This window comes from Amycolatopsis benzoatilytica AK 16/65 (assembly GCF_000383915.1).
GTDB classification, from domain to species: domain Bacteria; phylum Actinomycetota; class Actinomycetes; order Mycobacteriales; family Pseudonocardiaceae; genus Amycolatopsis; species Amycolatopsis benzoatilytica.
Window position 1 is genome coordinate 7,991,653 of the sequence record NZ_KB912942.1, and the last position, 26,688, is coordinate 8,018,340.

At 69.0% G+C, this 26,688-nt stretch carries 24 protein-coding genes and 1 pseudogene; 8 read left to right on the forward strand and 17 right to left on the reverse strand.

What is annotated here, in order from left to right; genetic code table 11:
• The first annotated feature begins 1 nt into the window (after position 1).
• Positions 2-1,222 carry an amidohydrolase gene (locus tag AMYBE_RS0137390; RefSeq protein WP_020664519.1) on the forward strand — a complete coding sequence of 407 codons (1,221 nt, stop codon included), beginning with the start codon at positions 2-4 and terminating at the stop codon, positions 1,220-1,222.
• 36 nt (positions 1,223-1,258) lie between these two features.
• Here the strand turns inward: AMYBE_RS0137390 and AMYBE_RS43020 are convergent, their stop codons facing one another.
• Positions 1,259-1,684, reverse strand: a complete 426-nt coding sequence (locus AMYBE_RS43020; RefSeq protein WP_063710050.1) for a Uma2 family endonuclease — start codon at positions 1,682-1,684, stop codon at positions 1,259-1,261.
• A gap of 115 nt (positions 1,685-1,799) precedes the next feature.
• Entirely contained in the window at positions 1,800-2,945 is a 1,146-nt protein-coding gene (locus AMYBE_RS0137400) for an acyl-CoA dehydrogenase family protein (RefSeq protein ID WP_020664521.1), read from the reverse strand.
• 105 nt (positions 2,946-3,050) lie between these two features.
• Between AMYBE_RS0137400 and AMYBE_RS0137405 the strand changes: the two genes are divergently transcribed.
• The 4 genes from AMYBE_RS0137405 (at position 3,051) to AMYBE_RS0137420 (ending at position 7,555) form a co-directional block, all read left to right on the forward strand.
• Entirely contained in the window at positions 3,051-3,638 is a 588-nt protein-coding gene (locus AMYBE_RS0137405; RefSeq protein ID WP_020664522.1) for a TetR/AcrR family transcriptional regulator, read from the forward strand.
• Between the two features lie 53 nt (positions 3,639-3,691).
• Positions 3,692-4,633, forward strand: coding sequence for a carbohydrate kinase family protein (locus tag AMYBE_RS0137410; protein WP_020664523.1), 942 nt, complete (start codon positions 3,692-3,694; stop codon positions 4,631-4,633).
• A 192-nt stretch (positions 4,634-4,825) separates the two neighbouring features.
• The gene (locus AMYBE_RS0137415) at positions 4,826-6,142 is read left to right on the forward strand and encodes a citrate synthase (RefSeq protein WP_020664524.1); all 1,317 of its coding nucleotides are present in this window, start codon (positions 4,826-4,828) and stop codon (positions 6,140-6,142) included.
• A 63-nt stretch (positions 6,143-6,205) separates the two neighbouring features.
• Positions 6,206-7,555 (forward strand): cryptochrome/photolyase family protein, encoded by a 1,350-nt coding sequence (locus AMYBE_RS0137420; protein ID WP_020664525.1) that lies wholly within the window; start codon positions 6,206-6,208, stop codon positions 7,553-7,555.
• On the opposite strand, the gene AMYBE_RS0137425 is transcribed toward AMYBE_RS0137420, so the two are convergent.
• The 4 genes from AMYBE_RS0137425 to AMYBE_RS0137440 all read right to left on the reverse strand — a co-directional run bounded on the left by AMYBE_RS0137425 (position 7,552) and on the right by AMYBE_RS0137440 (position 11,918).
• Positions 7,552-8,724, reverse strand: a complete 1,173-nt coding sequence (locus AMYBE_RS0137425) for an ABC transporter permease (RefSeq protein ID WP_020664526.1) — start codon at positions 8,722-8,724, stop codon at positions 7,552-7,554. The genes AMYBE_RS0137420 and AMYBE_RS0137425 overlap by 4 nt on opposite strands.
• On the reverse strand, positions 8,721-9,614 hold the full coding sequence (locus AMYBE_RS0137430) for an ABC transporter ATP-binding protein (RefSeq protein WP_020664527.1): 894 nt from the start codon (positions 9,612-9,614) through the stop codon (positions 8,721-8,723). Before AMYBE_RS0137430 ends, AMYBE_RS0137425 begins: the two co-directional genes overlap by 4 nt.
• A 127-nt stretch (positions 9,615-9,741) precedes the next feature.
• Entirely contained in the window at positions 9,742-11,277 is a 1,536-nt protein-coding gene (locus tag AMYBE_RS0137435; protein ID WP_020664528.1) for a glycerol-3-phosphate dehydrogenase/oxidase, read from the reverse strand.
• Positions 11,274-11,918, reverse strand: a complete 645-nt coding sequence (locus tag AMYBE_RS0137440) for a TetR/AcrR family transcriptional regulator (protein WP_020664529.1) — start codon at positions 11,916-11,918, stop codon at positions 11,274-11,276. Before AMYBE_RS0137440 ends, AMYBE_RS0137435 begins: the two co-directional genes overlap by 4 nt.
• A 16-nt stretch (positions 11,919-11,934) precedes the next feature.
• Here AMYBE_RS0137440 and AMYBE_RS0137445 point away from each other — a divergent pair, with 16 nt between their 5' ends.
• Complete coding sequence (locus tag AMYBE_RS0137445; RefSeq protein WP_020664530.1) at positions 11,935-13,545, forward strand: FAD-binding oxidoreductase; 1,611 nt, start codon at positions 11,935-11,937, stop codon at positions 13,543-13,545.
• Here AMYBE_RS0137445 and AMYBE_RS43025 read toward each other — a convergent pair.
• From AMYBE_RS43025 to AMYBE_RS0137500, 11 genes and pseudogenes are all read right to left on the reverse strand, one after another.
• Positions 13,542-14,168, reverse strand: a complete 627-nt coding sequence (locus AMYBE_RS43025; protein WP_034289814.1) for a hypothetical protein — start codon at positions 14,166-14,168, stop codon at positions 13,542-13,544. The genes AMYBE_RS0137445 and AMYBE_RS43025 overlap by 4 nt on opposite strands.
• Positions 14,165-15,262 carry an S-(hydroxymethyl)mycothiol dehydrogenase gene (locus AMYBE_RS0137455; RefSeq protein ID WP_020664532.1) on the reverse strand — a complete coding sequence of 366 codons (1,098 nt, stop codon included), beginning with the start codon at positions 15,260-15,262 and terminating at the stop codon, positions 14,165-14,167. The genes AMYBE_RS43025 and AMYBE_RS0137455 overlap by 4 nt, the downstream gene beginning before the upstream one ends.
• Positions 15,263-15,390: 128 nt before the next feature.
• A pseudogene (locus AMYBE_RS44475) lies at positions 15,391-15,549 on the reverse strand (dihydrofolate reductase family protein); the annotation flags it as partial.
• A gap of 104 nt (positions 15,550-15,653) precedes the next feature.
• Positions 15,654-16,874 carry a peptidase C39 family protein gene (locus AMYBE_RS0137465; RefSeq protein ID WP_020664534.1) on the reverse strand — a complete coding sequence of 407 codons (1,221 nt, stop codon included), beginning with the start codon at positions 16,872-16,874 and terminating at the stop codon, positions 15,654-15,656.
• Positions 16,875-16,988: 114 nt separating this feature from the next.
• On the reverse strand, positions 16,989-17,390 hold the full coding sequence (locus tag AMYBE_RS0137470) for a PaaI family thioesterase (RefSeq protein ID WP_020664535.1): 402 nt from the start codon (positions 17,388-17,390) through the stop codon (positions 16,989-16,991).
• A gap of 52 nt (positions 17,391-17,442) precedes the next feature.
• Positions 17,443-19,158, reverse strand: a complete 1,716-nt coding sequence (locus AMYBE_RS0137475) for a TIGR03767 family metallophosphoesterase (RefSeq protein ID WP_020664536.1) — start codon at positions 19,156-19,158, stop codon at positions 17,443-17,445.
• A 232-nt stretch (positions 19,159-19,390) separates the two neighbouring features.
• Positions 19,391-19,783 carry a DUF4190 domain-containing protein gene (locus tag AMYBE_RS0137480; RefSeq protein ID WP_020664537.1) on the reverse strand — a complete coding sequence of 131 codons (393 nt, stop codon included), beginning with the start codon at positions 19,781-19,783 and terminating at the stop codon, positions 19,391-19,393.
• Between the two features lie 91 nt (positions 19,784-19,874).
• Positions 19,875-20,693 carry a carbohydrate ABC transporter permease gene (locus AMYBE_RS0137485; protein WP_020664538.1) on the reverse strand — a complete coding sequence of 273 codons (819 nt, stop codon included), beginning with the start codon at positions 20,691-20,693 and terminating at the stop codon, positions 19,875-19,877.
• Positions 20,690-21,601 carry a carbohydrate ABC transporter permease gene (locus AMYBE_RS0137490; RefSeq protein ID WP_020664539.1) on the reverse strand — a complete coding sequence of 304 codons (912 nt, stop codon included), beginning with the start codon at positions 21,599-21,601 and terminating at the stop codon, positions 20,690-20,692. The genes AMYBE_RS0137485 and AMYBE_RS0137490 overlap by 4 nt, the downstream gene beginning before the upstream one ends.
• Positions 21,598-22,902 carry an ABC transporter substrate-binding protein gene (locus tag AMYBE_RS0137495; RefSeq protein ID WP_020664540.1) on the reverse strand — a complete coding sequence of 435 codons (1,305 nt, stop codon included), beginning with the start codon at positions 22,900-22,902 and terminating at the stop codon, positions 21,598-21,600. Before AMYBE_RS0137495 ends, AMYBE_RS0137490 begins: the two co-directional genes overlap by 4 nt.
• 100 nt (positions 22,903-23,002) lie before the next feature.
• On the reverse strand, positions 23,003-24,631 hold the full coding sequence (locus tag AMYBE_RS0137500; protein WP_020664541.1) for a long-chain fatty acid--CoA ligase: 1,629 nt from the start codon (positions 24,629-24,631) through the stop codon (positions 23,003-23,005).
• A 462-nt stretch (positions 24,632-25,093) separates the two neighbouring features.
• On the opposite strand from AMYBE_RS0137500, the gene mihF reads away from it, so the two are divergent.
• Positions 25,094-25,405, forward strand: coding sequence for an integration host factor, actinobacterial type (gene mihF, locus AMYBE_RS0137505; RefSeq protein WP_020664542.1), 312 nt, complete (start codon positions 25,094-25,096; stop codon positions 25,403-25,405).
• A 94-nt stretch (positions 25,406-25,499) separates the two neighbouring features.
• Positions 25,500-26,666 (forward strand): isochorismate synthase, encoded by a 1,167-nt coding sequence (locus AMYBE_RS0137510; RefSeq protein WP_020664543.1) that lies wholly within the window; start codon positions 25,500-25,502, stop codon positions 26,664-26,666.
• Positions 26,667-26,688: the final 22 nt, after the last annotated feature.

Here is a 26,688-nt window from a genome sequence, read left to right on the forward strand (position 1 = left end):
TATGGCTTACAAGGCGATTGTCGGGGGCTATGTCGTCCCTGTCGGTGCGGCTCCGATCGAGGGCGGCACCGTGCTTATCGAAGACGGCCGGATTCTCCAGGTCGGCGCTGAGGCCGACGTCGAGGTCCCGGAGGACGCCGAACTGGTCGACGCGTCCGGCAGCTGGGTGCTGCCCGGGTTCATCGACGCCCACGCGCACCTCGGCGTGCACGAGGAGGGCGAAGGCTGGGCGGGCAACGACACCAACGAAATGACCGATCCGAACGGGGCGCGCTTCCGCGCGGTCGACGGCATCGACCCGTATGAACCGGGCTTCGACGACGCGCTGGCCGGCGGCGTCACGAGCGTGGTGATCAAGCCGGGCTCGGGAAACCCGATCGGCGGCCAGACGATCGGCGTGAAGACCTGGGGCCGGTCCATCCTGGACATGACGTTCGCCGAGCAGGTCAGCGTGAAGAGCGCGCTGGGCGAGAACCCGAAGCGGGTGTACGGCGACAAGAAGGTGACACCGTCGACCCGCCTCGGCGTCGCGGCGATCCTGCGCGAGGCGTTCACCAAGGCGCGCAACTATCAGGAGAAGCGCGAGCACACCCGCGCCGAGGGCAAGCCGTTCGAGACGGACTTGACCAACGAGACGCTGGCGAAGGTCCTGGACGGCGAGCTGTACTGGGACCAGCACGTGCACCGCGCCGACGACATGGTCACCGCGATCCGGCTGGCCGACGAATTCGGCTACAAGCTGGTGATCAACCACGGCACCGAAGGCCACCTGATCGCTGATCTGCTGGCCGAACGCGGCATCCCGGTCATCCTGGGCCCGCTGTTCACCACGAAGTCGAAGGTGGAACTGCGCAACCGGACGCTGCGGTCGGCGGGCATCCTGGCGCGCGCCGGGGTGAAGATCTCGATCACCACCGACCACCCGGTGATCCCGATCAACTTCCTGGTGTACCAGGCCGCGCTCGCGGTGAAGGACGGCTTGGACCCGGAGACCGCGCTCAAGGCGCTGACCCAGCACCCGGCGGAGATGCTCGGCCTCGACGATCGGGTCGGCACGCTGGCCCCGGGCTTGGACGCCGACGTGGTCCTGTGGTCCGGCGACCCGCTGGACGTGATGAACCGCGCGATGCGCGTCTTCGTGCGGGGACAAGAGGTGTACCACTTCGACGAGTCGGCCGGCGAGGGCGTCTCGGCGGATCGGCGGTACCGGGAAGCTCGCTGAGGCGCCGCTCGGTTGGGGTGCGCCGGGCGGGGCGCCTCAATCGAGCAGCGCGGTGAGGTCGATCTCGAACGGGAACGGCTCGGTGGTGCGGAACTTCCCGGCGACGGCTGGGGCGTCCTGGTAGCCGAGTTCTCCGGCCTGGTGACAAGCGACCAGGGAGATCGGGTCGCTGAGGTCGAGGATCCAGTAGAACGGGATCCCGGCGTCGGCGTACTCGTCGTGTTTGGTTGTGTAGTCCGTGCGCTTCGAGCCAGGGGACACGATCTCGATGACCACGACGACCTCGTCCGCGCGGAACATCGCCGACTCCCGGTCCACCCTCTCGTTGGCCTTGCGGTACGTGACGATGGCGTCCGGACGCCGGGCCGAACCCGCTTCGCCCGGCGGAGCGAATCCCAGGTCGACGTCGACATCGAGGTTGAAATCCAGCTCTGGAGGCAACTGTGCCTCCAGAGCTTGGATAGCGTCTCCTCACGTCACCGGCATTGTCTCACGCATGCGCTGAGGCTGTCAGTGATCACATCGATACGGAGAGCCATGTTTCGCCGTCGGGTTGATCTTCAGGCGACTCGGCTGGTCAGGCGTTCTTCAGCGACCGCGCGATCACCATCCGCTGGATCTGGTTCGTCCCCTCGAAGATCTGCGGCACCTTCGCCTCCCGCATGTACCGCTCCACCGGGAAGTCCCGCGTGTACCCCGCGCCGCCCAGCACCTGCACCGCGTCCGTGGTCACCTTCATCGCGCCGTCCGTCGCGACGAGCTTCGCGATCGACGAGTGCCGCTGGAAGTCCATCCCGCGGTCGCGTCGCCGAGCGGCGTCCAGGTACGTCGCGCGGGCGGATTCCACCGTCGCGGCCATGTCCGCGAGCAGGAACTCCAGTCCCTGGAAGTCCGCGATCGGACGGCCGAACTGGGTCCGTCCCTTCGCGTACGCCACTGCCTCGTCCAGCGCCGCTTGTGCGAGCCCGACCGCGCACGCGGCGATCCCGAGCCGTCCCGAGCTGAGCGACGCCAGGGCGATCTTCAGCCCCATGCCTTCGCCGCCGATGAGGCGTTCGGCCGGGACGTGCGCGTCGTCGAACAGCATCTGCGCGGTCGGGGACCCGGTCAGGCCCATTTTCCGTTCGCGCGGCGCCGCGGACAGACCCGGAGTCGATGAGTCGACAAGGAGACATGAGATCCCTCGTCCGCTGTCGTCGCTGGTGCGGACCATCGTCGTGTAGAAGTCCGCGACTCCGGCGTGGGTGATCCACGCCTTCGCGCCGCGTACCACGTACTCGTCGCCGGATAGCCGCGCGCGCGTAGTCAGTGCTGCTGCGTCTGAGCCCGCCTGCGTCTCTGACAGTGCGTATGCGCCCAGGAGCGAGCCGCCCAGCATGTCCGGGAGCCACTTGTTCTGCTGTTCTTCGCTGCCGTAGTGCGCGAGCGCATAGCAGGACATCGTGTGCACCGAGAGTCCCACGCCGACGCTCATCCACGCGGCCGCGATCTCTTCCAGCGCCTGCAGGTAAACCTCGTACGGCTGCTCCGCGCCGCCCCACTGTTCCGGGTACGGGAGGCCCAGCAGGCCGGACTTGCCCATCAGGGCGAACAGGTCCCGCGGGAACTCCTCGTTCTCCTCGCCGGCCGCGGCACGCGGCTTCAGCTCGTCGCGGGAGATCTCCGTAACCAGGCTGAGCAGGTCTTCTGCCTCCGGGGTGGGCAGCAGACGTTCGACGGGCATGGTCGTCCTCCCAGCAGCGACGGTACTGAAAACAGTACTAACGGCCATTTGAGAGTACCGTATGCGGCGCGGCGCTGTCCCGCATCGGTAGGAGATAGTGACCTGATGTCCACCCCCGAAGCCCGTCGCCGGCCCACCGCGCGCCAACAGGCGCTGCTGCGCGAGCTCGAGACGCTGTTTCTGGCGGAGGGCTTCGCCGGCTTCACGCTCGACGACCTCGCCGCCCGGCTCCGCTGCTCGAAGTCGACGCTCTACGCGCTCGCGCCGAGCAAGGAGCAGCTGGCCGTCAAGGTCGTCGCGCACTTCTTCCGCGACGCGGCCGAGCGGCTGGAGAAGCGGATCGCCGGCATCGAGGACGCGCGCGAGCTGATCGGCGAGTACCTCTCCGGGGTCTCCGAGCACCTGAACCGGGCATCGCCGGAGTTCATGGCCGACATCGCCGCCTTCGCGCCCGCACGCGACACCTATCAGCTCAACAGCCGTGCCGCCGCCCGGCGGATCCGCGCGTTCATCGACAAGGGCGTCGCCGACGGGGTCTTCCGCGATGTGCACGCCCGGCTCGTCGCGGAAATGACCGGACTGATCATCGAAGGCATTCAGACCGGCGTGCTCGGCAGGCGCACCGACGTTTCCGACGCCGAAGCGTTCACCGCGCTCGGTGAACTTCTGCTCGGCGGACTGGACAAGAACTGATTTGTCCATTGCCGGACACGAATTGTCAGCGCGCGTTCCTCTACACTCGCCGCGTGATCGTGGTGGGTGGAGAGGCGCTGGTCGACCTCGTTCCTGGTGAACCGTTGGATTCCACTGTGGACGGTGGGCTGCGCGCGCTGCTGCCCCGGCTCGGCGGCGGACCGTACAACGTCGCGCTCGCCGCGGCCCGGCTCGGCGCGCCGACGGCTTTCCTGTCGCGGGTTTCCGCCGACCGGTTCGGCGTCGCGCTGGTGGATCGCCTTGCCGCGTCGCAGGTGGACATTTCCTTGCTGCAGCGCGGCGACGAACCGACCACGCTCGCCGTCGTCGCGTTGGACGAGCGCGGCGGCGCGCAGTACACCTTCTACGTCGAGGGAACCGCCGATCGGTTGGTTTCCGACCCGGGCGCGCTGCCGGAAGAAACCACCGCGCTGTCGCTCGGCACGCTCGGCATGGTGCTGGAGCCCGGGGTCAGCACGTATGAGCAGGTGCTGCGCCGCGAATCGGCGCGCGGCACGCTGACCGCGCTCGACCCGAACATCCGCGAAGCCCTCATCGCCGATCCGGCGGCGTATCGCGAGCGGTTCGCGTCGTGGCTGCCGGATGTCCGGTTGCTCAAGATCTCCGACGACGACGCCGCCTGGCTCGCCGAGGGGACCGATCCGGTGGCCGCGGCCAAGACGTGGATCGAATCCGGAGTGGACGCCGTCGTGCTCACTCGCGGCGCGGACGGCGTTTCTGTGATCACATCGGCCGGTGAGCTGGCCCACGTCCCGTCCCGCAAGGTCACTGTGGCGGACACCATCGGCGCCGGCGACACCGTGCAGGGCGCCCTGCTCGCCTGGCTGCACGAGCACGAGGTGCGCGACCTGGCCGCACTCGACGCTTCGGCGTGGACCCAAGCGCTCGGATTCGCCGCGATTGCGGCGTCCATCACGGTCTCCCGCAGCGGAGCGGAGCCGCCGACCGCCGCGGAGATGGCTTCCGCCGTGTGAACCTGGTCCCAATGGGGTCATTCGGAGCAACGCATCGAGTGCGGACCGGCCCACCTTTCGACTAGCGTAGTCGTGAATTCATACCCAGCGGGGCGGTGTGCAGCGAGGCGCGTGTTTCCTCGCGTGAACACGTTGGCTTCTGCGGAACCTGCAGGCGCCGCCGCTCCGTGCCCAAACGTGAGAGGGACCTGCATGTCCGACGCGACGAATGCGGGGCAGTCCGGCGGCGAAACCGCGACGCTGCGCCTGCCGAGTGGCGAGCACGAGTTCAAGGTGGTCCACCCGGTCGAGGGGGCGCCGGGAATCGAACTGGGAAAGCTGCTGGCGCAGACCGGGTACATCACCTACGACCCCGGGTTCGTCAACACCGGAGCCGCGTCGTCGGCCATCACCTACATCGACGGTGATGCGGGCATCCTGCGCTACCGCGGCTACCCGATCGAGCAGCTGGCGGAGAAGTCCACCTTCATCGAGGTGTCCTACCTGCTCATCTACGGCGAGCTGCCGACCGCGGCCCAGCTGGCCGACTTCACCGAGAAGATCCAGCGGCACACCCTGCTGCACGAGGACCTGAAGGCGTTCTTCTCCGGCTTCCCGCGCGACGCGCACCCGATGCCGGTGCTGTCGAGCGCGGTGTCCGCGCTGTCGACCTTCTACCAGGACTCGCTGAACCCGTTCGACGAGCCCAACGTGGAGCTGTCCACCATCCGCCTGCTGGCGAAGGTGCCGACGCTGGCCGCCTACGCCTACAAGAAGTCCGTCGGGCAGCCGCTGCTGTACCCGGACAACTCGCTGGGCCTGGTGGAGAACTTCCTGCGGATGACGTTCGGCTTCCCGGCCGAGCCCTACGAGGTCGACCCGGAGATCGCGAAGGCGCTCGACCTGCTGTTCATCCTGCACGCCGACCACGAGCAGAACTGCTCCACCTCCACCGTGCGCCTGGTCGGCTCGTCCGAGGCGAACCTGTTCGCCAGCATCTCGGCGGGCATCAACGCGCTGTTCGGCCCGCTGCACGGCGGCGCGAACGCGGCGGTGCTGGACATGCTCGAGGGCATCCGGGACAACGGCGGCGACGTCGCGGACTTCGTCAACCGGGTGAAGAACAAAGAGCAGGGTGTCAAGCTCATGGGCTTCGGGCACCGGGTCTACAAGAACTACGACCCGCGCGCGAAGATCATCAAGAACACCGCGGACGAGATCCTCGGCAAGCTCAAGGGCGGCGACCAGCTGCTCGACATCGCGAAGAAGCTCGAGGAAACCGCCCTTTCCGACGACTACTTCGTCGAGCGCAAGCTGTACCCGAACGTGGACTTCTACACCGGTCTCATCTACCGGGCGCTCGGGTTCCCGACGAAGTTCTTCACCGTGCTGTTCGCGCTCGGCCGGCTTCCCGGCTGGATCGCGCACTGGCGCGAGATGATCAACGACCCGCAGACCAAGATCGGCCGCCCGCGCCAGATCTACACCGGTCACGCGTCGCGCGACTACACGCCGATGTCGGAGCGCTGAGTCTCCCTGGTGTGAAACGCCCCGTCGTGCTCGCGCACGGCGGGGCGTTTATCGTTGTCCGACATGACGAAGGAAGCGCCAGTCGTACTGTGGTTCCGCCGCGACCTGCGGCTGCGGGACCATGCCGCCCTGCTCGCCGCCGCGCAGCACAGCAAGCATGTCCTGGCGCTCTACGTACTCGACGACCGGCTGCTGAAACCCGCCGGTTCGCCGCGAGTCGCGTTCTTGTTGAATTCCTTGCGAGAGCTGGACATGGCGTTGTCCGGCCGGCTGCTGGTGCGCTCCGGCGATCCGGTGCGGGAAGTCGTCGCCGCGGCCCGGTCGATCGGCGCGGCGGCGGTGCACGTCAGCGCGGACACCGGGCCGTACGGGCGCAAGCGCGACGCGGCGGTCGCGGAAGAGTTGGCGGAGCACGGAATCCAGTGGGTGCCCACTGGCTCCCCGTATGCGATCACGCCCGGCCGGGTGACCAAACCGGACGACACTCCGTACCGGGTGTTCACGCCGTTCTTCCGGGCCTGGAACCGGCACGGCTGGCGGCGTCCGGCAGACACTGATGCGTCCCTTGTGGACTGGGTGAAGCCGAAGGACTCCTTGCCGTTGCCGGATTCTCCGCCGGTGGACTTCGCCCTGCCGCCCGCGGGGGAGGAAGCGGCGCTCGCGGTGTGGCGCTCGTATCTGGCGAATGGCCTCGAAGACTATGCGGCAGAACGAGATCGGCCGGATCACGACGGCACTACCCGGCTGTCGCCGTACTTGCGGTGGGGTGCCATCCACCCGCGCACGATCCTGGCCGACCTGGACGATTCCGAAGGCGCGACGACGTTGCGTTCGGAGCTGTGCTGGCGCGAGTTCCACGCCGACGTGCTCTGGCACCGGCCGGAAACCGCGCGGCAGAACTACGACCGGCGATTCGACGGAATGCGGTACGACACCGGCGCGGCGGCGCGGTCGCTGTTCGATCGGTGGTGCGAGGGCCGGACCGGCTACCCGGTCGTCGACGCCGGAATGCGGCAGCTGCTGGCGGAAGGCTGGATGCACAACCGGGTCCGGATGATCGTGGCGAGTTTCCTCGTGAAGGATCTGCATCTGCCGTGGCAGTGGGGCGCGCGGCACTTCATGCGGCACCTGGTCGACGGCGACCTGGCCTCGAATCAGCTGAACTGGCAATGGGTCGCCGGCTGCGGGACGGATGCCGCGCCGTATTTCCGGATCTTCAACCCGACCACCCAGGGGCAGAAATTCGATCCAGCCGGCGACTATGTGCGCCGGTATGTGCCGGAACTGCGCGCGGTGGCCGGGAAAGCCGTGCACGTGCTGAAGGAACGGCCGGCGGAGTATCCGGAACCGCTCGTCGACCACGCCGAGGAGCGTCAGGTGGCGTTGCAGCGGTACGGGACGATCACCGGCTAGCGGCGCAGCGCTTCGCCAAGCCGGGCGCGAGTGCCTCCCCGCAGCACGCCATTCCGGTAGACCCGCGCTCCGGCCCAGGTGACGACGGCGATCGTCGCGCCGGTCAGCACCAGCGACAGCGCGATTTCCCACGTCCGCACCGCACCCACAGCGATCCGCGCGGGCATCAGGATCGGCGACAGCGGAGGGATGAGCGAGACGATCCGCGTCGCCGCTCCGTTCGGTGCGCGCGCCACCAGACTGACCGCCGAAACGAACCCGATCACCAGCGCGACGTTCACCGGAGCGACCACCGACTGGGTGTCTTTCTGCCGCGAAACCAGCGCGCCGGCCGCGCCGTAGAGCATCGCGTACAGCAAGAAACCCAGCAGATACCAGACGATTCCCCACATCAGTGTTCCCAGTGCGAGGCCGGAAATCGAGATCACCCCGGACAAGCCGCCCGCGACCAGGCCCACCGCGGCGAGGATCGCCAGCTGCGTCAAGCCGACCAGACCGAGTCCGATCACCTTGCCCAGCAACAGCTGGGTCGGCCGGACGGTCGCGAGCAGCAGCTCCACCACTCGGCTGGACTTCTCCTCGACGACACCCTGCGCGACGAGCAATCCGTAGGTCGTGATGCTGAGGTAGAGCAGCAGTGCGACGATCAGCCCGGCGGCGAGTTTCGATCCGGCTTCCGGATCCGGCGGTACCAGTGGCTGCACGACGGCGTGCGCGGCGGACACCGCCTGGTGCACGGCGACGGGATCCTGGTTGAGCGCGTACAGCTTCGCGTCCAGTACCTGGCTCTGCGCGATGCGGTCGAGCGCCTGCCGCAGGTCGGGGTCCAAAATGGACTCGACGGTCACGTGCAGCCGGGACGCACTGCCGGAGACCAGCGCGTCGACGTCGCCGGAGCGGACCTGGGTCACTCCATCCGATTCGGACGGCACCCGGACCAGTTCGACGGCCGGGTCCAGGTTCGCCAGCTGCGTCGCGATGCCCTGGGCCTGCCCGGACAACGCGACCCGGGTGGTGTCCCGTGCGTTGGCGAGAAACCCCTGCAGCGTGACGTAGCCCAGCAGCAGCACCAGCATCACCGCGGTGCTGATCAGGAAGGACCGGGTGCGCAACCGGGTGTTGAGCTCCCGTTTGGCGACCAGCCGCACGGCGCGCAGGGAACGGTTCACCGCGGCCCTCCGACCGCATCGCGGAACAGCTCGGCGAGTGTCTGCCGGCGGTAGCTGAACTCGGTGACCGGCCCGGTGGCGAGCGCGGCCGCGAGCACCGCCTGATCGTCCGCGCTGGGCGCCAGCTCCAGCACCGTCGTCGCACCGCGCGCTTCGAGCGCTTTGGCGCCGGTAACCGCCGTCGCCCAGCCCGGACTCGCGTTGGGCGCGGTGACGACCAGCCGGCGACCCGCGTCGCGAGTCAGCTCCTCGACGGTGCCGGCCGCGACCATCCGGCCGCCGCGAATGATCCCGACCCGGTCGCACAGCCGTTCCACGAGGTCGAGCTGGTGGCTGGAGAACACCACCGGCACGCCCGCCGCCGCCTTCTCCCGCAGCACCTTGCTCATCACGTCGACCGCGATCGGGTCGAGGCCGGAGAACGGTTCGTCCAGCACCAGCACCGCCGGGTCGTGCACCAGCGCGGCGGCCAGCTGGACGCGCTGCTGGTTGCCGAGGCTGAGAGCCTGGACATGCTCCTTGCGCTTCGGTCCCAGCCCGAGCCGGGCGATCCACAGCTCGGCCGCGCGGTGCGCGTCGTTGGTGCTGAGCCCGTGCAGCTCTGCGAAATAGACGAGCTGGTCGATCACCTTCATCTTCGGGTACAGGCCGCGTTCCTCCGGCATATACCCGATCCGGGCGCGGGTTTCGTGGTTGATCGGAGCTCCGGCGAAGCGAACGACACCGGAATCGGCGGCCAGTACGCCCAGCGCGATCCGCATGGCGGTGGTTTTACCGGCGCCGTTCCCGCCGACGAAGCCGAACAGCTCTCCGGGGGCGACGGTGAAACTCACGGCGTCGAGGGCGGTTTTGGCGCCGAACCGCTTGCTGACCCGGTCGATCTCCAGCATTACCGCTCCTTGGCGCGCCGCACCGGGCTCATGACCGAACTGTGGCAAAAACACTACTCACGGTCAAGGCGGCTGGCCGGGGAGGGCGGGTCGGCTGGTTTTGTGTCCTTCACAGACGTTTCTGGGGTCAGCCGAGACCGGCCAAGGTCTTTTCGACCAGGTCGGCCACCCGTGCCCGCGCCGAGTCGGCGTCGGACGGGACCAGCGACAAGCGGGTGCGGCGTTCCAGTACGTCCTCGACTGTCTCCGCGCCTTCGTGCCGGACTGCCCACACCACTTCGGCGGCGGTGATTTCCGTCGCGGGAGACAGCGGGGCGGCGAACTCGGGCTCCAGTTCGCCGAGGGCGGCCACCCGGGGCGCCTCGGTGCCGTACTTGGCCACCAGTCGCGCTGGGGCGTCCACAAGGGACAGTCGGGTGCGCGGCGCCGCGCCGAGCAACGGCAGCTTCGCGGTACGCGACGGGCCCGCGTGCAGTCCGGCCTGCGTCAACGCGGCGTCGACGGCGTCCTCGGCCATCCGGCGATACGTGGTCAGTTTGCCGCCCACCACGGTCAGTGCGCCGTCGGAACTGGTGACCACCGCGTGTTTGCGCGAAAGATCCGCGCTGCGGCCGCCGGAACCCGAGACGAGCGGCCGAAGCCCGGCGTACGAGCCGATCACGTCGGCCGCCGTCAGCGGCCGGTTCAGCACCGACGACGCCGTCGCCAGCAGGAAGTCCACATCGGACTCCGGCACCGTCGGCACGTCCGGCACGTCGCCGGACACCGGTTCGTCGGTGAGCCCCAGATAGACCCGGCCGTCCGGTTGCGGCAGCAGGAAGACGAACCGGTTGGTCTCGCCGGGCACGGAGATGTTGATCGACGTGGCGCCGACTCGGACGGTATCCGGTGCGAGCACCAGGTGCGAGCCGCGCGAGGGACGCAGTCGTACCGCATCGGTGAGCGTGTCCGCCCAGACGCCGGTCGCGTTGATGACCTGTCGCGCGTGCAGGTCGTACTCCGCGGAGCCAGCGCGGACCCGGACAGTGTCGCCGGACAGTGAAACCGCGGGCAGTCGAGTGAGGATCCGGGCACCCAGCATGGCCGCGGTGCGCGCGACGGCGACGACCAGCCGGGCATCGTCGATCAATGCGCCGTCGTAGGCCAGCAAAGCCCCGCGCAGCCCGGCCGAGGCCAAGCCGGGGGACAGCGCCAGTGCCTCGGCGGCGGGAATCTTCCGCGGCCGCGGGAGTACTGATGACGGCGTCCGCGCGGCGCGGCGCAGCACGTCCCCGGCGTGCAAGCCGGTGGCGATCAGCGCTTGTTGCGCGGCGGACGTATCCGGATAAAGCGGGAACAGCTGCGGCATCGCGCGGGTGAGGTGCGGCGCGGTGCGGGTCATCAGAATTCCGCGCTCCACCGCGCTTTCGTGTGCCAGCCCCAGCTCGCCCTTCGCCAGATAGCGCAGCCCGCCATGCACCAGCTTGCTCGACCAGCGCGACGTGCCGAACGCGAGATCGTGCGCCTCCACCAGCGCGACCGACAACCCGCGTGCGGCGGCATCGAGCGCGATGCCCGCACCAGTAATGCCGCCGCCGACCACGAGGACGTCGACTTTTTCGCCGTCGGCCAGCCGCGCCAGTTCGCGGTCGCGGCGGCACGCGTTGAGCGATCCGGTGCTCATGGCTTCAACCCCGCTTCGACCAAGTGCCGGAACTCGGCGAGCAGTGCGGCCTCGTCGAGATCGGCAGTCGCCGGGCGCAGCGAGAACGCGAACGACTGCACGACCAGCAGCACCGAGCGAGCCTGCACGGCCACGTCGGCAGGGCGCACCGAGCCGTCGCGGTGCCCCTCTTCGAGCAGGCCGCGCAGCACTAGCTCGGCGAAGTGCTGGGTCGCCCCGAGCCGCTCCACGAGGTAGGGCAGCAGGAGTTCGGCATCGACGTCGAGCAGGGTGCGGAACAGCGGATCGGCGGACAGCGCGCGGACGCCGGCCGCGACGATGTGCACGATCCGGTCGCGGGCGTGAGCGGCATCACTTCCGGATTCGCTGACCCGCCGCAGCAGGCCGCTGAACTCGCGCGTCATCAGGGCGGCGAGCACACTACGGACATCCGGGAAGCGGCGGTACACGGTCATGCGGCTGACCTGCGCGGTCCGGGCGATTTCGGCGAGCGTGGTGCGCCGGACGCCGACCGCGAGCACGCACTGGCGCGCGGCGTCGAGGAGCACGTCGTCGGCTACCCGGGCCGAGCTCGGGCGGCTGCGGGTGTCCGCGAGTGCGGAAGGGGCCTCCCCCGACGGGGAGTGACGTTTGACGTCCATATGTCACACTGTAGTCGTGAGCGATCTGATCAACCACCGCATCCGGCGTTCGTGGACCGAAGAGGGCGGGGCCGCCGCCGGCCTGCCCGATCGGGCGGTCCGGTGGCTAGGCCAGCGTATCGGCGTCCTCGGCGCCGATCGAGACAGGAAACCGGCCGCCCCGGCGCCGGTCGCGGAGTCCGCGCTGACTGTGCCCGTCCGTACCGAATTCGAAGACCTTCTCGGCGCGGACCAGGTGCTGCTCGACCCGGCCGAGCGGCTCGGCCGTACCGGTGGCTTGTCCTATTTGGACCTTTTGCGCGCCCGGGCCGGCGCGGCGGCGCCGGTGCCGGACGCGGTGCTGCTGCCCGCGACCCCGGAGCAGGTCCAGGCGGTGCTGGAGTTGTGCGTGAAGCACGACATCGGCGTGGTCCCGTTCGGCGGCGGCACGTCGGTGGTCGGCGGCGTCGCGGCGCTGCGCGGCGACAAGTCCGCGGTGATCGTGCTGGACCTGGTGCGGCTGGACGAACTGGTTTCGGTGGACCCGGTTTCGCGGATCGCGGTGCTGCAGGCCGGCGTGCGCGGGCCGGAGGCGGAGCGGCTGCTCGCGGCGCACGGCTACACACTGGGGCACGTGCCGCAGTCGTTCGAGCGGGCCACCATCGGCGGTTTCGCGGCGACGCGTTCGGCCGGGCAGGCGTCGTCCGGGTACGGCCGGTTCGAGGACATGGTCACCGGGGTCCGGCTGGCGACGCCGAAGGGCGAGTGGCGGCTGGGGGTCGCGCCCGCGTCGGCGGCGGGGCCGGACTTGCGGCAGCTGGCGGTGGGCAGTGAAGGCGCGCTCGGCGTGATCACCGAGGTCGCGCTGCGGGTGCGGCCGTTGCCGGAGGAGCGCCAGTACGAAGGCTGGATCGTCGACGGCTGGGAAGCCGGCGCGGCGGCGGTGCGGAAGCTGGCGCAGGACCACGCACTGGCGGACGTGACCCGGCTGTCCGATGTGGACGAGACAGACGTTTCGTTCTCGTTGAACGCCAGTCTGAAGACGGCTGCGCTGCGCGGGTACTTGTCATTGCGCGGGATCCGGAACCCGTGCCTGCTGATCGTCGGCTGGGAAGGCGATGTCGCGCGGCGCCGCCGGCGCACTTCGGCGATGTTGCGGCGCTCCGGTGCGGTGCGGATCGGCAAGGTGCTCGGCGAATCGTGGCGGCACGGCAGGTTCTCCGGGCCGCGGCAGCGGGACGCGCTGCTGGACCTCGGCGTGTGCGTCGAGACGCTGGAGACCGCGGCGTACTGGTCCAATTTGGACGAACTGCACGACGCGGTCCGCGCGGCGCTGGTGGCGTCGCTGGGCCGGGCGATCGTGATGTGTCACGTTTCGCACGCGTACGAGACGGGCGCGTCGCTGTACTTCACCGTGCTGACCGCTCGCGACGACCGGGACCCGGTCGCCCAGTGGCAGCGGGCCAAGGCGGCGGCGTCCGAAGCGATCACCGGGCTCGGGACTATTTCGCACCACCACGCGGTCGGCGTGGACCACGCGCCGTACCTGCAGGCGGAGATCGGGAAGCTCGGCGTGGAGGTGCTGCGGGCAGCCAAGTCCGCGGTCGACCCGACCGGAATTCTGAACCCCGGCAAACTGATCGGCTAACCGAAGGTGCGCGGTGGCGGCAGCACGGCACAGGCTAACCCGTGGCCTGCTGCCGCGTCGCCGGTCAGTTCCGCCGCTTCGGCTTGCGCGACCTCGGCGACCCGCACCGGCTCGCCATCGACCAGCAACGGGTAGCGCAGCGGCGCAGCGCCGACATACGCGTGCACGCCGGTCAGGAGTTCGCCGTCCAGCCGGATGTCGGCGTCCTCCAGCACCGCCAGGTCATACCGGTTCCCGCGCCCTTCGCAGACGTCCAGCACCGCCAGCTGCTCCGGAGTCACGAACCACACGAAGTGGTCCTCGACCGCGCCCGGCAGCGCGGTAAGCGTCGCCGGGCGCTGGCCGTCTCGTTGCCGTACCCCGGCTGCCCACACCGCTGCCAGCCCGGTGCATCGGACGCGGGCCGCGGCTACCGGGCCGGTCAGGCCGAGCTCGGCGCGCAGCCAGGTGATCTTCGACGGGCAGGCGTTCGATCCGTAAGCCAGCACCGGAAGCCGGGCACGCCACCCCGGCGGTGCCGTGTCCCAGGAGTGACCGGCGCCGTCGAGGTGGACGTACGAGCGGTCCGGCCGGGTGCCGGGATACGGGTCCGCCGGGTAGTCCGCGTCCGGGAAGAGGATCAGAACTGCACCACGCTGCGCAGCACGTCGCCGTGGTGCATCCGTTCGAAGGCTTGCTCCACGCCGTCCACGCCGATGCGTTCGGTGACGAACTTGTCCAGCGGCAGCCGGCCCTGCAGGTACAGATCGACCAGCATCGGGAAGTCCCGTGACGGCAGGCAGTCGCCGTACCAGGACGACTTGAGCGAACCGCCCCGGGAGAAGAAGTCGATCAGCGGCAGGTCGTCGAGCTTCATCTCCGGCGTCGGCACGCCGACCAGCACGACGGTGCCGGCCAGGTCGCGTCCGTAGAAGGCCTGCCGCCAGGTTTCCGGGCGGCCGACCGCGTCGATGACCACGTCCGGGCCGAACGAGCGGGTCGCGTCCTGCATCGCGGTGACAACGGCTTCCTCGCTCAAGCCCCGGCTGTTCACCGTGTGGGTGGCGCCGAAGTCCTTGGCCCACTCCAGTTTCCGGTCGTCGGTGTCGATCGCGACGATGGTGGTCGCGCCGGCCAGCCGGGCACCGGCGACGGCCGCGTCGCCGACGCCGCCGCAGCCGATCACCGCGACCGAATCGCCGCGGCTGACCGCGCCGGTGTTGAGCGCGGCGCCCAGACCGGCCATTACTCCGCAACCGAGCAGCCCGGCGACGGCGGGTTCGGCGCGTTCGTCGACCTTCGTGCACTGTCCACTATGGACGAGGGTTTTCTCCAGGAACGCCCCGACGCCCAGCGCCGAGGAGAGCTTGGTGCCGTCGGTGAGGGTCATCGGCTGCTCGGCATTGAAAGTCGAGAAGCAGTACCACGGCTTGCCGCGCTTGCACGCCCGGCAGGTGCCGCACACCGCGCGCCAGTTCAGGATCACGTAGTCGCCGGGGGCGAGATCGGTGACGCCCGCGCCGACCTTGTCCACACGGCCAGCCGCTTCGTGGCCGAGCAGAAACGGGAACTCGTCGTTGATCCCGCCCTCGCGGTAGTGCAGGTCGGTGTGGCATACCCCGCAGGCCTGCACCGACACGACCGCCTCGCCGGGGCCGGGATCCGGCACCACGACCGTTTCGAGCGTGACCGGCTGGCCCTTGGCCCGCGAAACGACTCCCTGGACCTCGTATGGCATGCGCGTATCCCTTCGACGGCGTTCTCCCGCAGCTAACCATCCATCATGCGCATGTCGCCATAGCCCGATTCAGCCGTGCCGCGCCGGCCGGTAGACCAGTTCCTGGGTGCGCCCGTCGAGCGTCCGACGAAGACCATCCGCTGCTCGTCGCCGTACAACTCGGCGCGGTGTTCGAGCAGCTCGGGGCCCTGCTTGCCCCAGTAGCCGCCCCAGTCGCCGTGGTGCGAGGCGCAGCCGTCGAGGCTGGCGAAGATGTCGAAGGTGTCGAAGGTGTAGGTGGCGGTCATCGCGTTCTCCTAGGTGTGCGGGGCTCTCACCTGGGCTACGAACGCGCTGGCCGCTAATCGACACCGGCCGCGGAAAAACTCCGCCGCAGTTCAGGGGTGATGGTTCAGGCGGGGGTGATGAGGTACACGATCCCGCCTGGTCCGCCAGCGACCGCGCCGGTGTCGGTGTGCCGCTTGGTGCGCTGCCAGATTTTCTCGAACTGGTCGCGCTTGTACACCGTCCGCACGCGGTTGTCCGAGCTCGATGCCGGATCATTCACGATCACATCGCCCGCCTGGGTGAATCCGATGACCACCATCAGATGGCCCGCGGTGCCGTAGCCCGCCCCGTCCAGCTCGCTGGACAGGAACGACTGCGACGTGATCACCGGGACGCCGCGCGCGATGTAGTCCTCGAGTTCGTTCAGGTCGTGGAGGCGGGTGATGTGGCCGCGCAGGCCCAGCGAAGCGGCGTAGGCGGTGTTGAACGGCCAGTTGCCGGTGCCGTCGTAGGCGTAGTCGTAGGTGCCGCGCGCGGCGTAGACCACCGAACGGTCCTGGTAGTCCGCCGGGATCCAGTCCATCTGCTGCTCGCTCGGCTTGCGGCCCCAGTACTCGGCGACCATCTCGGTCGACGTCGGACTGCACCACGCCTCGCCGCCGCCTCCGTATTGCGGAAACTGTCCTTTGTGGATGTTCTGGGCGTACGCGGGCACCTTCAGTTCGATGCCGCGCGCCGTGGCCGGCTTGGTGGTCTGCACGTCGAACCGGTCCGGTACGTTCGAGGTCATCGCGCCGAGCGAGGTCACCGTCGGGGTGACCGGCGCGCCGTGCTCGCGATAAAGCGTCACGCGCAGCTGGTACGAGCGCAGCGTGACGCCGCTCTTCGTGGCCAACGTGTCGACGTCGACCGAGGCGTTGTCATCGCTCTGGCCGTCCACGCTGGTGCGCTGGATGTCTTGGTCGCCACTGGCCCAGCGGCCCATCGTGTACCAGGCCGTCTCGGCGCCGGCCGACGTCCGGCCGCGCGCCTGCACCTCCAGCCAGGTCTTCGCCGGCGTGAGTGCGTTCCACGACGCGATCAGCTGGGTGGCGTCGAACCCCTGCCGGTACTGCGGGGACGTCCAGGTGCCGTAGTCGTACGTGCGGGTGGTGCCCAGTCCCGCTTCGGTGTGCGCGACGCTGCCCGCCGGGCGGGTGATCCGCAGGCCGCCGTAACCGAAGCCCAGCCCGTCGAGCCGTCCGGCGAAGAACGAGCCGGACGACCACTCGTGATAGTTGATCGCCTCGTCGTCCTTGGCCGGCCGCGGCTGCGCGGCGGCCTGTGTCGCACCTGCCGTGACCATGACGATGGACAGTAACGTGCACAATCCGCGAACCCGCATTCCGGCTCCCGTCCCCAGACCCCAGTAGTAGCCAGAGATTTTCGCCTTCCGGAGCGGGTAAGTAAAGAGGTGGCGCTAGAGAACTGCCTGCGTCTGGGTGATTTTCGCGGCGAGCTTGCCCTGGTCGTCGTGGATCTCGGTCTCTACGACCACCACCCGGCGGCCCGTGTGCAGTGGTCTGGACGAAGCGGTGGCGTAACCCGAACGGACGCCCCGCAGGAAGTTCGTCTTCGACTCCAGCGTGGTGGTGCCCTGCGCGCCCTCGGGCAGGTTGAGAAACGCGCAGACCGCGCCGGTCGAATCGGCCAGCGCCATCAGCGCGCCGCCGTGCAGCGCGCCGCCGAGCGTGCACAGCGATTCGTCCCAGGCGATCCGGCTGCGGACCAGGTCCGCGCGGTGCTCCAGCACCTCGATGCCGAGCCGTTCGCTGAACGGCATCGTGGAGTGGAACAGCTTGGTGCCTTCGACGTCGGTCATGCCGAGCAGTCAACCGCAGCCGGTGCCGTGGCGTCGATTACCTCGCGGGTAATCAGCTGAGCGGGTTGGCGAGCAGCAGTTCGGTGTTGCGGTCGCTCGCCACGCCCACGTTGCTGAGCTTCGCGTGGATGTCGTTGTAGGAGAACTCGCGGTACATCGACGCGATCGCGTCCGGCGTCTGGCCCGAGTAGTCCACCGCGTACGGCGCGTCCGCCTCGATCAACGTGGTGAACAGCGAGAGGGTGCCGTCGTGGTTGTCGGCCAGCTCGATGACGCGGGCGTGCTGCGGGAAGTCGATGTGGCTGGCGGTGTTGATCTCCCAGAAGCTCTGCTGCGGGGTTTTGCCGGCGTGCGGGGTGATCTTGTTGTAGTGGGTGTGCCCGTTGACCCAGGCCACCACGTTCGGGAAGCGCTGCAGCAGCCCGACGAAGGTGTCCCCGTTGAGCCGCGGGTCCAGCAAATGGCGCGCGTCCGGGAGCAGGTTGCCCATCGTGCCGCTGGTGTGGTGGCTGAACAGGACGAACAGCTCGTCGGTGACCGAGTGGGTGACCTTGCGGCCGAAGAAGTCGTAGTAGGCGGAGCTGCCGCGCTTGAGCGTCGATTCGACCCAGTTGAACTGCTCCAGTCCGATCGAGCCGTCCGCGAAGCCGCCCTGCGTGGTGGTGTCAAGGCTGATCCCGGTGACGCCGGGTGCGACGCGGAAGGTGTAGTAGACGTTGCGCCCGTCGGAGTTGGCGTCGGTGAACCCGTGCCCGACCGGGCCCGGGCCGGTGTTCTTGGCGTCGAGGTGCGCCTTGACGAACTCGGCGGTGCTGAACGGACGGCGGCGCGGGTCCGGCGTGACCTCGCGGACGGTCCCGCCGCCGAACAGCTCGCCCAGCGGCACGGTCTTGCCGCTGGTGAGGGCGGTGCCGAGCTTGCGGGTGCTGCTCTCGTCCTTGCCGATGACCTTGTATTTGCCGGTGTACCAGCCCTCGATGCCCGGGATGCCTTCCGGCAGGGTGCCGACGACGCTGTCGTCGTGGTTGCCGAACGTGCAGTACCAGGGCAGGTCCAGTCCGGGGGCGGTGAACGGCGCGATGCCGGCGGCGAGCAGGCCGGGGATCTGCGGGAATCCCTTTTTGGTGTAGTCGTCGGCGAGTTTCGTGCCCGGGTTCCAGAACGTCGGGTTGCCGGAGGCCTGAACGCCTTCGTAGCGCGCCGGGTCGCCGGAATTGGGGGTGATCTTGCCGCCGTTGAGGGTGGTCAGGAACCAGTCCAGCTCGATCAGCTCGTGGTTGTCGGTGTTGTCGCCGGTAGTGATGAGGAAGTCGAACTGGCGTCCGGTGAACGGGCCGGAGCGGAGGTTGTTGACGCGGTTGACCAGCGCGCTCGTGGCGACCGTGCCGAGGACTTCCTGCGGCCGGTGCGCGGAGCCGATGAAGGGGTGCAGGTACTCGAACCGCGCGGGCGACTCGGTGTCGGTGATGTGCAGGTCGGTGAACTGCACGAACGCGCCGAGCGCGGTTCGGCGATCGTCCCGGCCGGTCTTGGCGACGGTGAGCTCTTCGCGGACCGCGAGGGGCCAGCCAGGGCCCGCGGACAGCCGGGAGTAACCGGTGGGGCTGCCGCTGGCGGCCTGCTGAAGCGTGGTGCCCGCGGTTTGGACCGCGCGAGTCCTCGTCTGGCGCAGTGCGCGGTCGAGTGCGTTGGCGGTCGGGGTGCAGAGGAGGAGCCCGACGGTGGCGGCTCCGGCGGTGGTGAACGCGCGCCTGGTCAGTTCTGCCATGGTCTCCACTCCCCGGGGTTCGGTGCTCTCGGCACGGTCCCGGACGGGTGTGTCCGGGGGGTGAACTGAGCCGGAGCAGAACGCGAAGGTAACTCACATTTATTGTGACAACGCGAGCGACTATGTCACGAAGGAGTAAGGGCAGCTACCGCCGATGGTCGGGTGTTGCCGCGAAGGGCCCCTTGCAGGAATTGGATTCCCGCCAGGGGCCCTTCGCGGACGTTTCGGAGCGTCAGCAGTAGAACGCGCAGGTAGCCGCCCCCACCGCGGACAGCGAGATGATGAAGAAGACCAAGAACAAGATCGCCGGGATCGCCGCGAGGATGCCGCAGACCAGGCCGGCGATGCCCATGCCCTGTCCGGTCCAGCCAGGTTTTCCGGCCTGCACCATGCCGGCCCAGGAGAGACCGATCGCGGCGATCGCCGCCACTACGTCGAAGAACGGGACCCAGAAGAACACCAGCGCGACGATGCCGACCACCATGCCGGCGATCGCCATGCCGCTCGTCCGCAGCGGCGGGGCGACCGGGTACGGGACGTACCCGTACATCGGCGCACCGTAGGGCACCGGCGGCTGGCCCGGCGGCGGAACCTGGCCGGAGTAGGGCTGGTACGGGTCGGTCATCGGAGCGGCTCCTGGTGCGCTGGGCGGGTCGCTGGCTGGTCGGCGATCAAGGACGAAACGTTACGCGCATTCCCCGCCCGGATGTTCGGTTTCAGCCTTTCAAGCCCGATTCGGCTACCCCGCGGACCAGATAGCGCTGCAGGAACGCGAACAGCAGCACGATCGGCAGGATCGACAGCGCGGCGGCCAGGAACAGCAGGTTCAGTTGCGGGTTCTGCGCGGTCAGCAGCCCGGACAGCGCCACCTGCACGGTCCACGAGTCCGGCGACTGCGCGATGATCAGCGGCCACAGGAACGCGTTCCAGCTGCCGATCACGGTGATCACCGCGATCGCGGCGAAGAAACCGCGAGAGTTCGGGACCACGATGCGGCGGAAGACGCCCCATCGGGTCAGGCCGTCGACGCGGCCGGCGTCCTCCAGCTCCTTCGGGAAATCCAGGAAGTACTGCCGGAACAGGAAAACGCTGAACGCACTGAACAGGCCCGGGATCACCAGGCCGCGGTAATCGGACAGCCAGCCGAGGGACGACACGACCACGAAACTCGGCACGAAGGTCACCGAGGTCGGGATCATCAGCGTCGCCAGCACCGCGTAGAACACCGGTTTCGAGTAGCGGTACGGGACCCGCGCCAGCCCGTACCCGGCCAGCGAGGACACCAGCAGCAGGCCGACCGTCTGCAGCACCGCGACGACGATCGAGTTGACGATGCTGCGCGCGAACGGCACGTCCTGCTGGCCGAACAACTTGGAGAAGTTCTCCCAGTGGATCTGCTTCGGCCACAGCGTCCAGCCGGGCGCGGTGATTTCCGCCCGGGCGGCCAAGCCGTTGCGCAGCAGCAGGTAGAACGGCAGCAGAAACAGCAGCGCGGCGACGATCAGCGCTGTCCAGCGGAGCGTCGCGCGGATCATGTCGCGCTCCGGTCGAAGCGGAAAAGCTTGCCCTGCAAAAGAGTCACGATGGCGATCAGCAGAGCGAGGATCATCGCGCCGGCGCTGCCGCGCCCCAGATCCTGGCCGCCGGATCCCAGCGACGTGTAATAGAGGTACACGAGCGGCGGGCGGGCGAACGGCGGGTAGCCGCGGGAATCGCCCATGATGTTGTAGAACTCGTCGAACGCTTGGTAGGCGTTGATCAGGTTCAGCAGCAGCACGGCGACCGACGTGGCGCGCAATTGCGGCAGGGTGATGTGCCGGAACACCTGCCAGCCTGGTTTCGCGCCGTCCAGCCAGGCGGCCTCGTACAGCTGCTTCGGGATTCGCTGCAGCGCGGCGACGAAGAGGATCAGGTAGAAGCCGAGCTGCAGCCACAGGCGCGCGGTTACCAGCACCACCCAGTACAGCGGCGGGCTCACGGTGCCGGTCCACGCCACCGGGTCGATGCCGAAAAGGCCGAGCACGGTGTTCGCGAGGCCGTACCGGACGCCGGAGAACAGGGACGTCTTCCAGATCAGCGACGCGACCACGTACGAGCACGCGAACGGCAGGAAGAACACCGAACGGAAGAACGCCTGAGCGAACCGCAGCTGGTTCACGCCCAGCGCCAGCGCCAGCGACAGCACGAAGGTGAGCGGCACGATGAACAGCGCGAACACGCTGAACGTGCCGAGGCTCGAGACGAACGGGCCGTCGACGAGCATGTGCGCGTAGTTGTCCAGGCCCACGAAGACGCTGGGGGTGACGGTGTTGCGCGCGTCGAAGAACGACAGGTAGAGACTCCACCCGATCGGCAGGTACGCGAACACGGCCAGGCCGATCACGAACGGCCCGACGAACCCCCAGAACGCCAGCGTGTCCCGGTTCTGTCGGGACAGCCTCATCCGAACAGGCGCTTCAGCTCGGACTGCGCGACGGTGACCGCCGCCTTCGTCTGGGCCACCGGGTCCGCGCCTTCCTTCGCGATCTTCGCCAGCGCGTCGGACAGTGCGGTGTTCGCCGCCGAAGTCCACACCGGACCGCCGACGAGGTGACTGTTCTCCTTGACGTACTGGACGACGTCGGCGGCCGGACCGGTCGCCAACGTGTCCGCCTTGTCGATCAGGCTTTGCCGGGCGGGCACGTGGAAGCCGTAACGGGTGGCGAACTGCAGCTGGTCGTCGGTCTGGTCGATCCAGAGCCACTTCACGAACGCCTTGGCCTCGTTCACGTGCGCGCTCTTCGCGTTCACCATCGCGCCGTATGCGCCGACCGGCACCGACGGCTTGCCACTGTCGTCCAGCTTCGGGAACGGCAGCACACCGAAATCGTCGTTGAGCGCGTCGCGGACCTTCGGGATGTTCCACAAGCCGGTCCATTGCATCGCGCAGAGCCCGTCGACCAAAGCACCCGGGTCGGACCAGTCCGCGGGGGCGCCCAGCAACAGGGAGCCGTTGGCGTTCAACGTGTGCAGCTTCGTGAACGCGGTGGCCGCCCGCGGGTCGTCGAAGCCGACCTCGCGGTTGTTGTTCTTCAAGTAGTCCAGGCCGGCCGACCACAGCAACGGACCGGCGAGCGTGCCGACCCCGCCGTCATTGCCCGCGAACAGGCCCTTCACGCCGTCCTTCGTCAGCTTGCCCGCGGCGTCGATCAGCTCGTCGACCGTCTGCGGCGGCTGCACGCCCGCCGCCTGCAACATGCTCTTGCGGTAGAACAACACCTGCGTGTCCGTCGCCTGCGGGATGCCGTAGACCTTGCCTTCCACGGTCTGCGCGGCGAGCACGGCGGGGCTGAAATCGTTCTTGACCGGCCCGATGATGTCGTCCAGCGCCACCACCTGGTTCTGCCGGACCCAGTCGATCTTCACCTGTGCCTCGAAGACGTCCGGGACGGGGCTGTTCTGCAGCGCGGTGACGATCTTCGAGTCGTAGTCGCCCGGGTTCCACACGACGTTGACCTTCGCGGCCGGATAGCTGGCCGCGTAGTTCTTGACGGCTTCCTGCACGCCGTCCTCGCCGTAGGCGTGATACCACTGCTGCAGCGAGACTTTCGGCGGCGCGACGGTGGGCGTGGCCCCGGCCGACATCGCGGTGGACGGCGGCGGGTCTCCCGGCCGTCCGGTGTTCGACCCGCACGCTGCCGCCACCGCGCCCACCGCGGCTGTGCCGGCCAGCGACAGGAACGCCCTCCTGCTGCGCTGCTGCATCCCCAGTTCTCCTCCGACGTGCCGGGAAAGGACTCAGTGCGGGCAACAGATTCCCTCACTGAGCCCTTCCCGGGCCGACAACTCGCCGGAGATTAACCGCTTAGAAGTGTGAGATGTCGAGCTTTCCCTCGGAGTAGGACGCGCGCAGCCGCTTCTTGTCGAACTTGCCGACGCTGGTCTTGGGCACCTCGTCCACGAACGTCCAGTTCTCCGGCAGCTGCCACTTCGCCACCTTGTCCGTCAGGTAGTCGCGCAATTCATCGGCGGTGACGCTCTGGCCCTCCTTCACCACCACCGCGACCAGCGGCCGCTCGTCCCACTTCTCGTCCGGGATGCCGACCACCGCGGCCTCGGCCACCGCCGGGTGGCCCATCACCGCGTTCTCCAGATCGACCGACGAGATCCATTCGCCGCCGGACTTGATCACGTCCTTCGCCCGGTCGGTCAGCGTCAGGAAGCCGTCCGGGCTGATCTTGCCGACGTCGCCGGTGCGCAGCCAGCCGTCGTGGAACTTCTCCGGGTCGATCTCCGCCCCGCCGTGGTAGGCGCCGGCGATCCACGGACCGGACACCTCCAGCTCGCCGACCGCTTCGTTGTCCCAGGGCAGCTCCTGCCCGTCGTCGCCGATCAGCCGGGCCGCCACGGACGCCGGGAACCGGCCCTGGGTGTAGCGGTAGGCCCAGCGCTCGTCCCCGGTCGCGCTGGCCGGCGGACGCGCGACGCTGCCCAGCGGCGAGGTCTCGGTCATGCCCCAGGCGTGCAGGATCGGCACGTGGTAGCGCTCCTCGAAGGCGTGCATCAGCGACGGCGGCGCGGCCGACCCGCCGACCACCACCTCCCGCACGTGGCTGATGTCCTGCGGGTTCGCGTCCAGGTAGGCGAGCAGGCCCTGCCAGATCGTCGGCACCGCGGCCGCGAACGTCGGCTTCTCGGCGGCCAGCATCGCGGCGATCGGGGCCGGCTGGAGGAACCGGTCCGGCATCAGCAGCGACGCGCCGACCATCATCGCCGCGTACGGCAGACCCCACGACATCGCGTGGAACATCGGCACGATCGCCAGCGCCAGGTCCTCCTGGGCGAGCCGCATGCTGTCGGTCATGCAGACCTGCATCGAGTGCAGCCAGATCGACCGGTGCGAGTAGACGACGCCCTTCGGGTCACCCGTCGTGCCCGAGGTGTAACACATCGCAGCGGCCGAGCGCTCGTCGATCTCCGGCCAGTCGAACTCGTCGGGCTGGGCGGCCAGCAGCTCGTCGTAGGAGTGCACGGTGACGCCCTCGGGGGCCTCCAGCGCGGCCGCGTCGCCGTTGGCCACGATGACGTGCTTGACGGTCTTCATCCCGGGCAGATTGCTCGCCAGCAGCTGCACGAGCGTGCCGTCGACCAGGATGACGTGGTCCTCGGCGTGGTTCGCGACGAAGACCAGCTGCTCCGGGAACAGCCGGATGTTCAGCGTGTGCAGCACCGCGCCCATCGCGGGCACCGCGAGGTAGGCGGCCAGGTGCTCCGCGTTGTTCCACATGAACGTGCCGACTCGCTGGTCGCCGGTGACGCCGAGGCCGCGCAGCGCGTTGGCCAGCCGCGCGGCGTGCTTGCCGAGTTCGGCAAAGGTCTCCCGGCGGGCTTCTGAACCGGTCCAGGTGACGACTTCGCTCTTCGCGTGCACCTTCGTGCCGTGGCGCAGCAGCTTCGCGAGCGACAGCTGTCCGTCCTGCATCGTGCTCAACATGGGTGACTCCCGTGGTGCTCGTTCGCCGGTGAACTGGGGTTGGCCCGACTCTAATGCGCATCCGCCGGGTCCGGCACGAACAAGTTCGGTCACAGGTTGGCGCCACCGTCCGCCCAACGGGTGGCGGCACGGGCCGTCGATGATCCGTTTCGATCGCGCTTTCTGTTGTGGGACAAGAAAATGCGTTGTGTTAACTGTGTCGGAATAGACTCTCGTTCGGGTGAGGTAATGGGGGTGGAAAACGGCCCTTCCGGGTCGTTTTCACAGGTCGCGAGGGGTCCCTTCGCGCAGGTCCGCCGCGCCCGTTCGCGGGTGATAAGTGCGTGTCGGTTGCGCGTACCGGGTGGACGTGGCGTTTACTGGGGCCGTGGTAAGTGACGGCTGGCCAGCGCTTGCAGCTGCAAGCGACAAGGTAAAGCTGTCGGCCGCGAAAGCGGAGACCTGAGAGGAAAGGACATTACGTTGGCTCTGCCCACGTTGACTCCGGAGCAGCGCGCCGAGGCCCTCGCCAAGGCGGCAGAGGCTCGTAAGGCGCGTTCGGAGCTGCTCGCTTCGATCAAGTCCGGCAAGGAGAGCATCGAGTCGGTGCTCAAGCGGGCCAAGGAGAACAAGACCGTCGGCAAGACGAAGGTCACGCAGCTCCTCAAGGCCGTGCCCGGCCTCGGTGCGGTCAAGGTCGCCGCGCTGCTCGAGCAGGCGGGGATCGACCCCGACCGCCGGGCCGCGGGCCTGGGCGAACGGCAGCGCGAAGCGCTGATCGACGCGCTCAAGTAAGGCCGTTCCCGGCGCCTGCGGGGAAGGTGGCCCGAAGATGTTCTTCCGGCAACACTTTCCCCGCGGGGCTCCCGGATCCTGGGACGCTGGTGGGGTGACGACCAGTACCGCGCCGGCGAACCCGGCCGAGACCACCGTCCGCTACCGGCGAGGCGACTTCCTGTTCGCGACCGCCCGGCGAGCCCTGCTCGCCAAGGGGGCGCTCGGCGTCGTCACCGACGCCGACCCGAATCGCCTGGCCCAGGCCGTGGCCGCGGAGCTGGACCGCTCCGGCGTGCCGCTCGCGGTCGGTGTCCTGCCGTTCGACACCGGCCCCGGTGCCACCTCGCCGGGGCATCTAGTGCTGCCCCGCACGGTGCACCGGGCGCAGGCCGAGGCCGAAACCCCGGCCGCACCGCCCGCCGCGGAGCTGCCCGCGCCGATGGCCACCCGCCGGCTCCCCTCCGCGGACGGGCACCGCGCGAACGTTCGCGCCGCGGTCGCCGCCCTGCATGACCGCGACCTGCGCAAAGCTGTGCTGGCCCGGGCGCTCGAGCTCGAGTTCGACGCGCCGATCCCGGTCGAGCGGATCGTCCGCAACCTCGCCCGCGGCAACCCGCGCCACTTCACCTACGCCGCTGAGCTGCCCGGCGGTGCCACGCTTGTCGGCGCCACCCCTGAGCTGCTGCTTTCCCGCGCCGGGGACTCCGTCTTCACGACTCCGCACGCCGGCTCGATGCCGCGGTCGGCGGATCCGGCGACCGACCGGGCCAACGGCGAAGCCCTCCTCGCGTCCGCGAAGGACCGGGAAGAGCACGACCTGGTGATCGACTACGTCGTCGAGGCACTGCGGCCGTTCTGCCGGAAACTCGACGTGCCGGCCGGCCCGGAGCTGATCTCGACCCCGGCGATCTGGCATTTGCGCACGTCCATCACCGGCGTGCTCGCGGACCGTTCGGTGACCGCGCTGGACCTCGCCGCCGCGATGCACCCGACCCCGGCGGTGTGCGGCACCCCGACCGCCCGCTCGCGCGAGCTGGTGCAGGAGCTGGAGCCGTTCGACCGCGGGTACTACGCGGGCGCGGTCGGCTGGGTCGACTCGGCAGGCGACGGCGAATGGGCGGTCGCGATCCGGTGCGCCGAGGTGGCCCAGAACACGATGCGGCTCTACGCGGGCGGCGGGATCGTCCCGGCCTCGGACCCGGACACCGAGTACCGGGAGACGATCGCCAAGTTCCGCACCCTGCTCGGCGCGATGGGGCTGGACGACAGCGCCGCCTGACCGGGAGTTGCGAAAGCCGTGA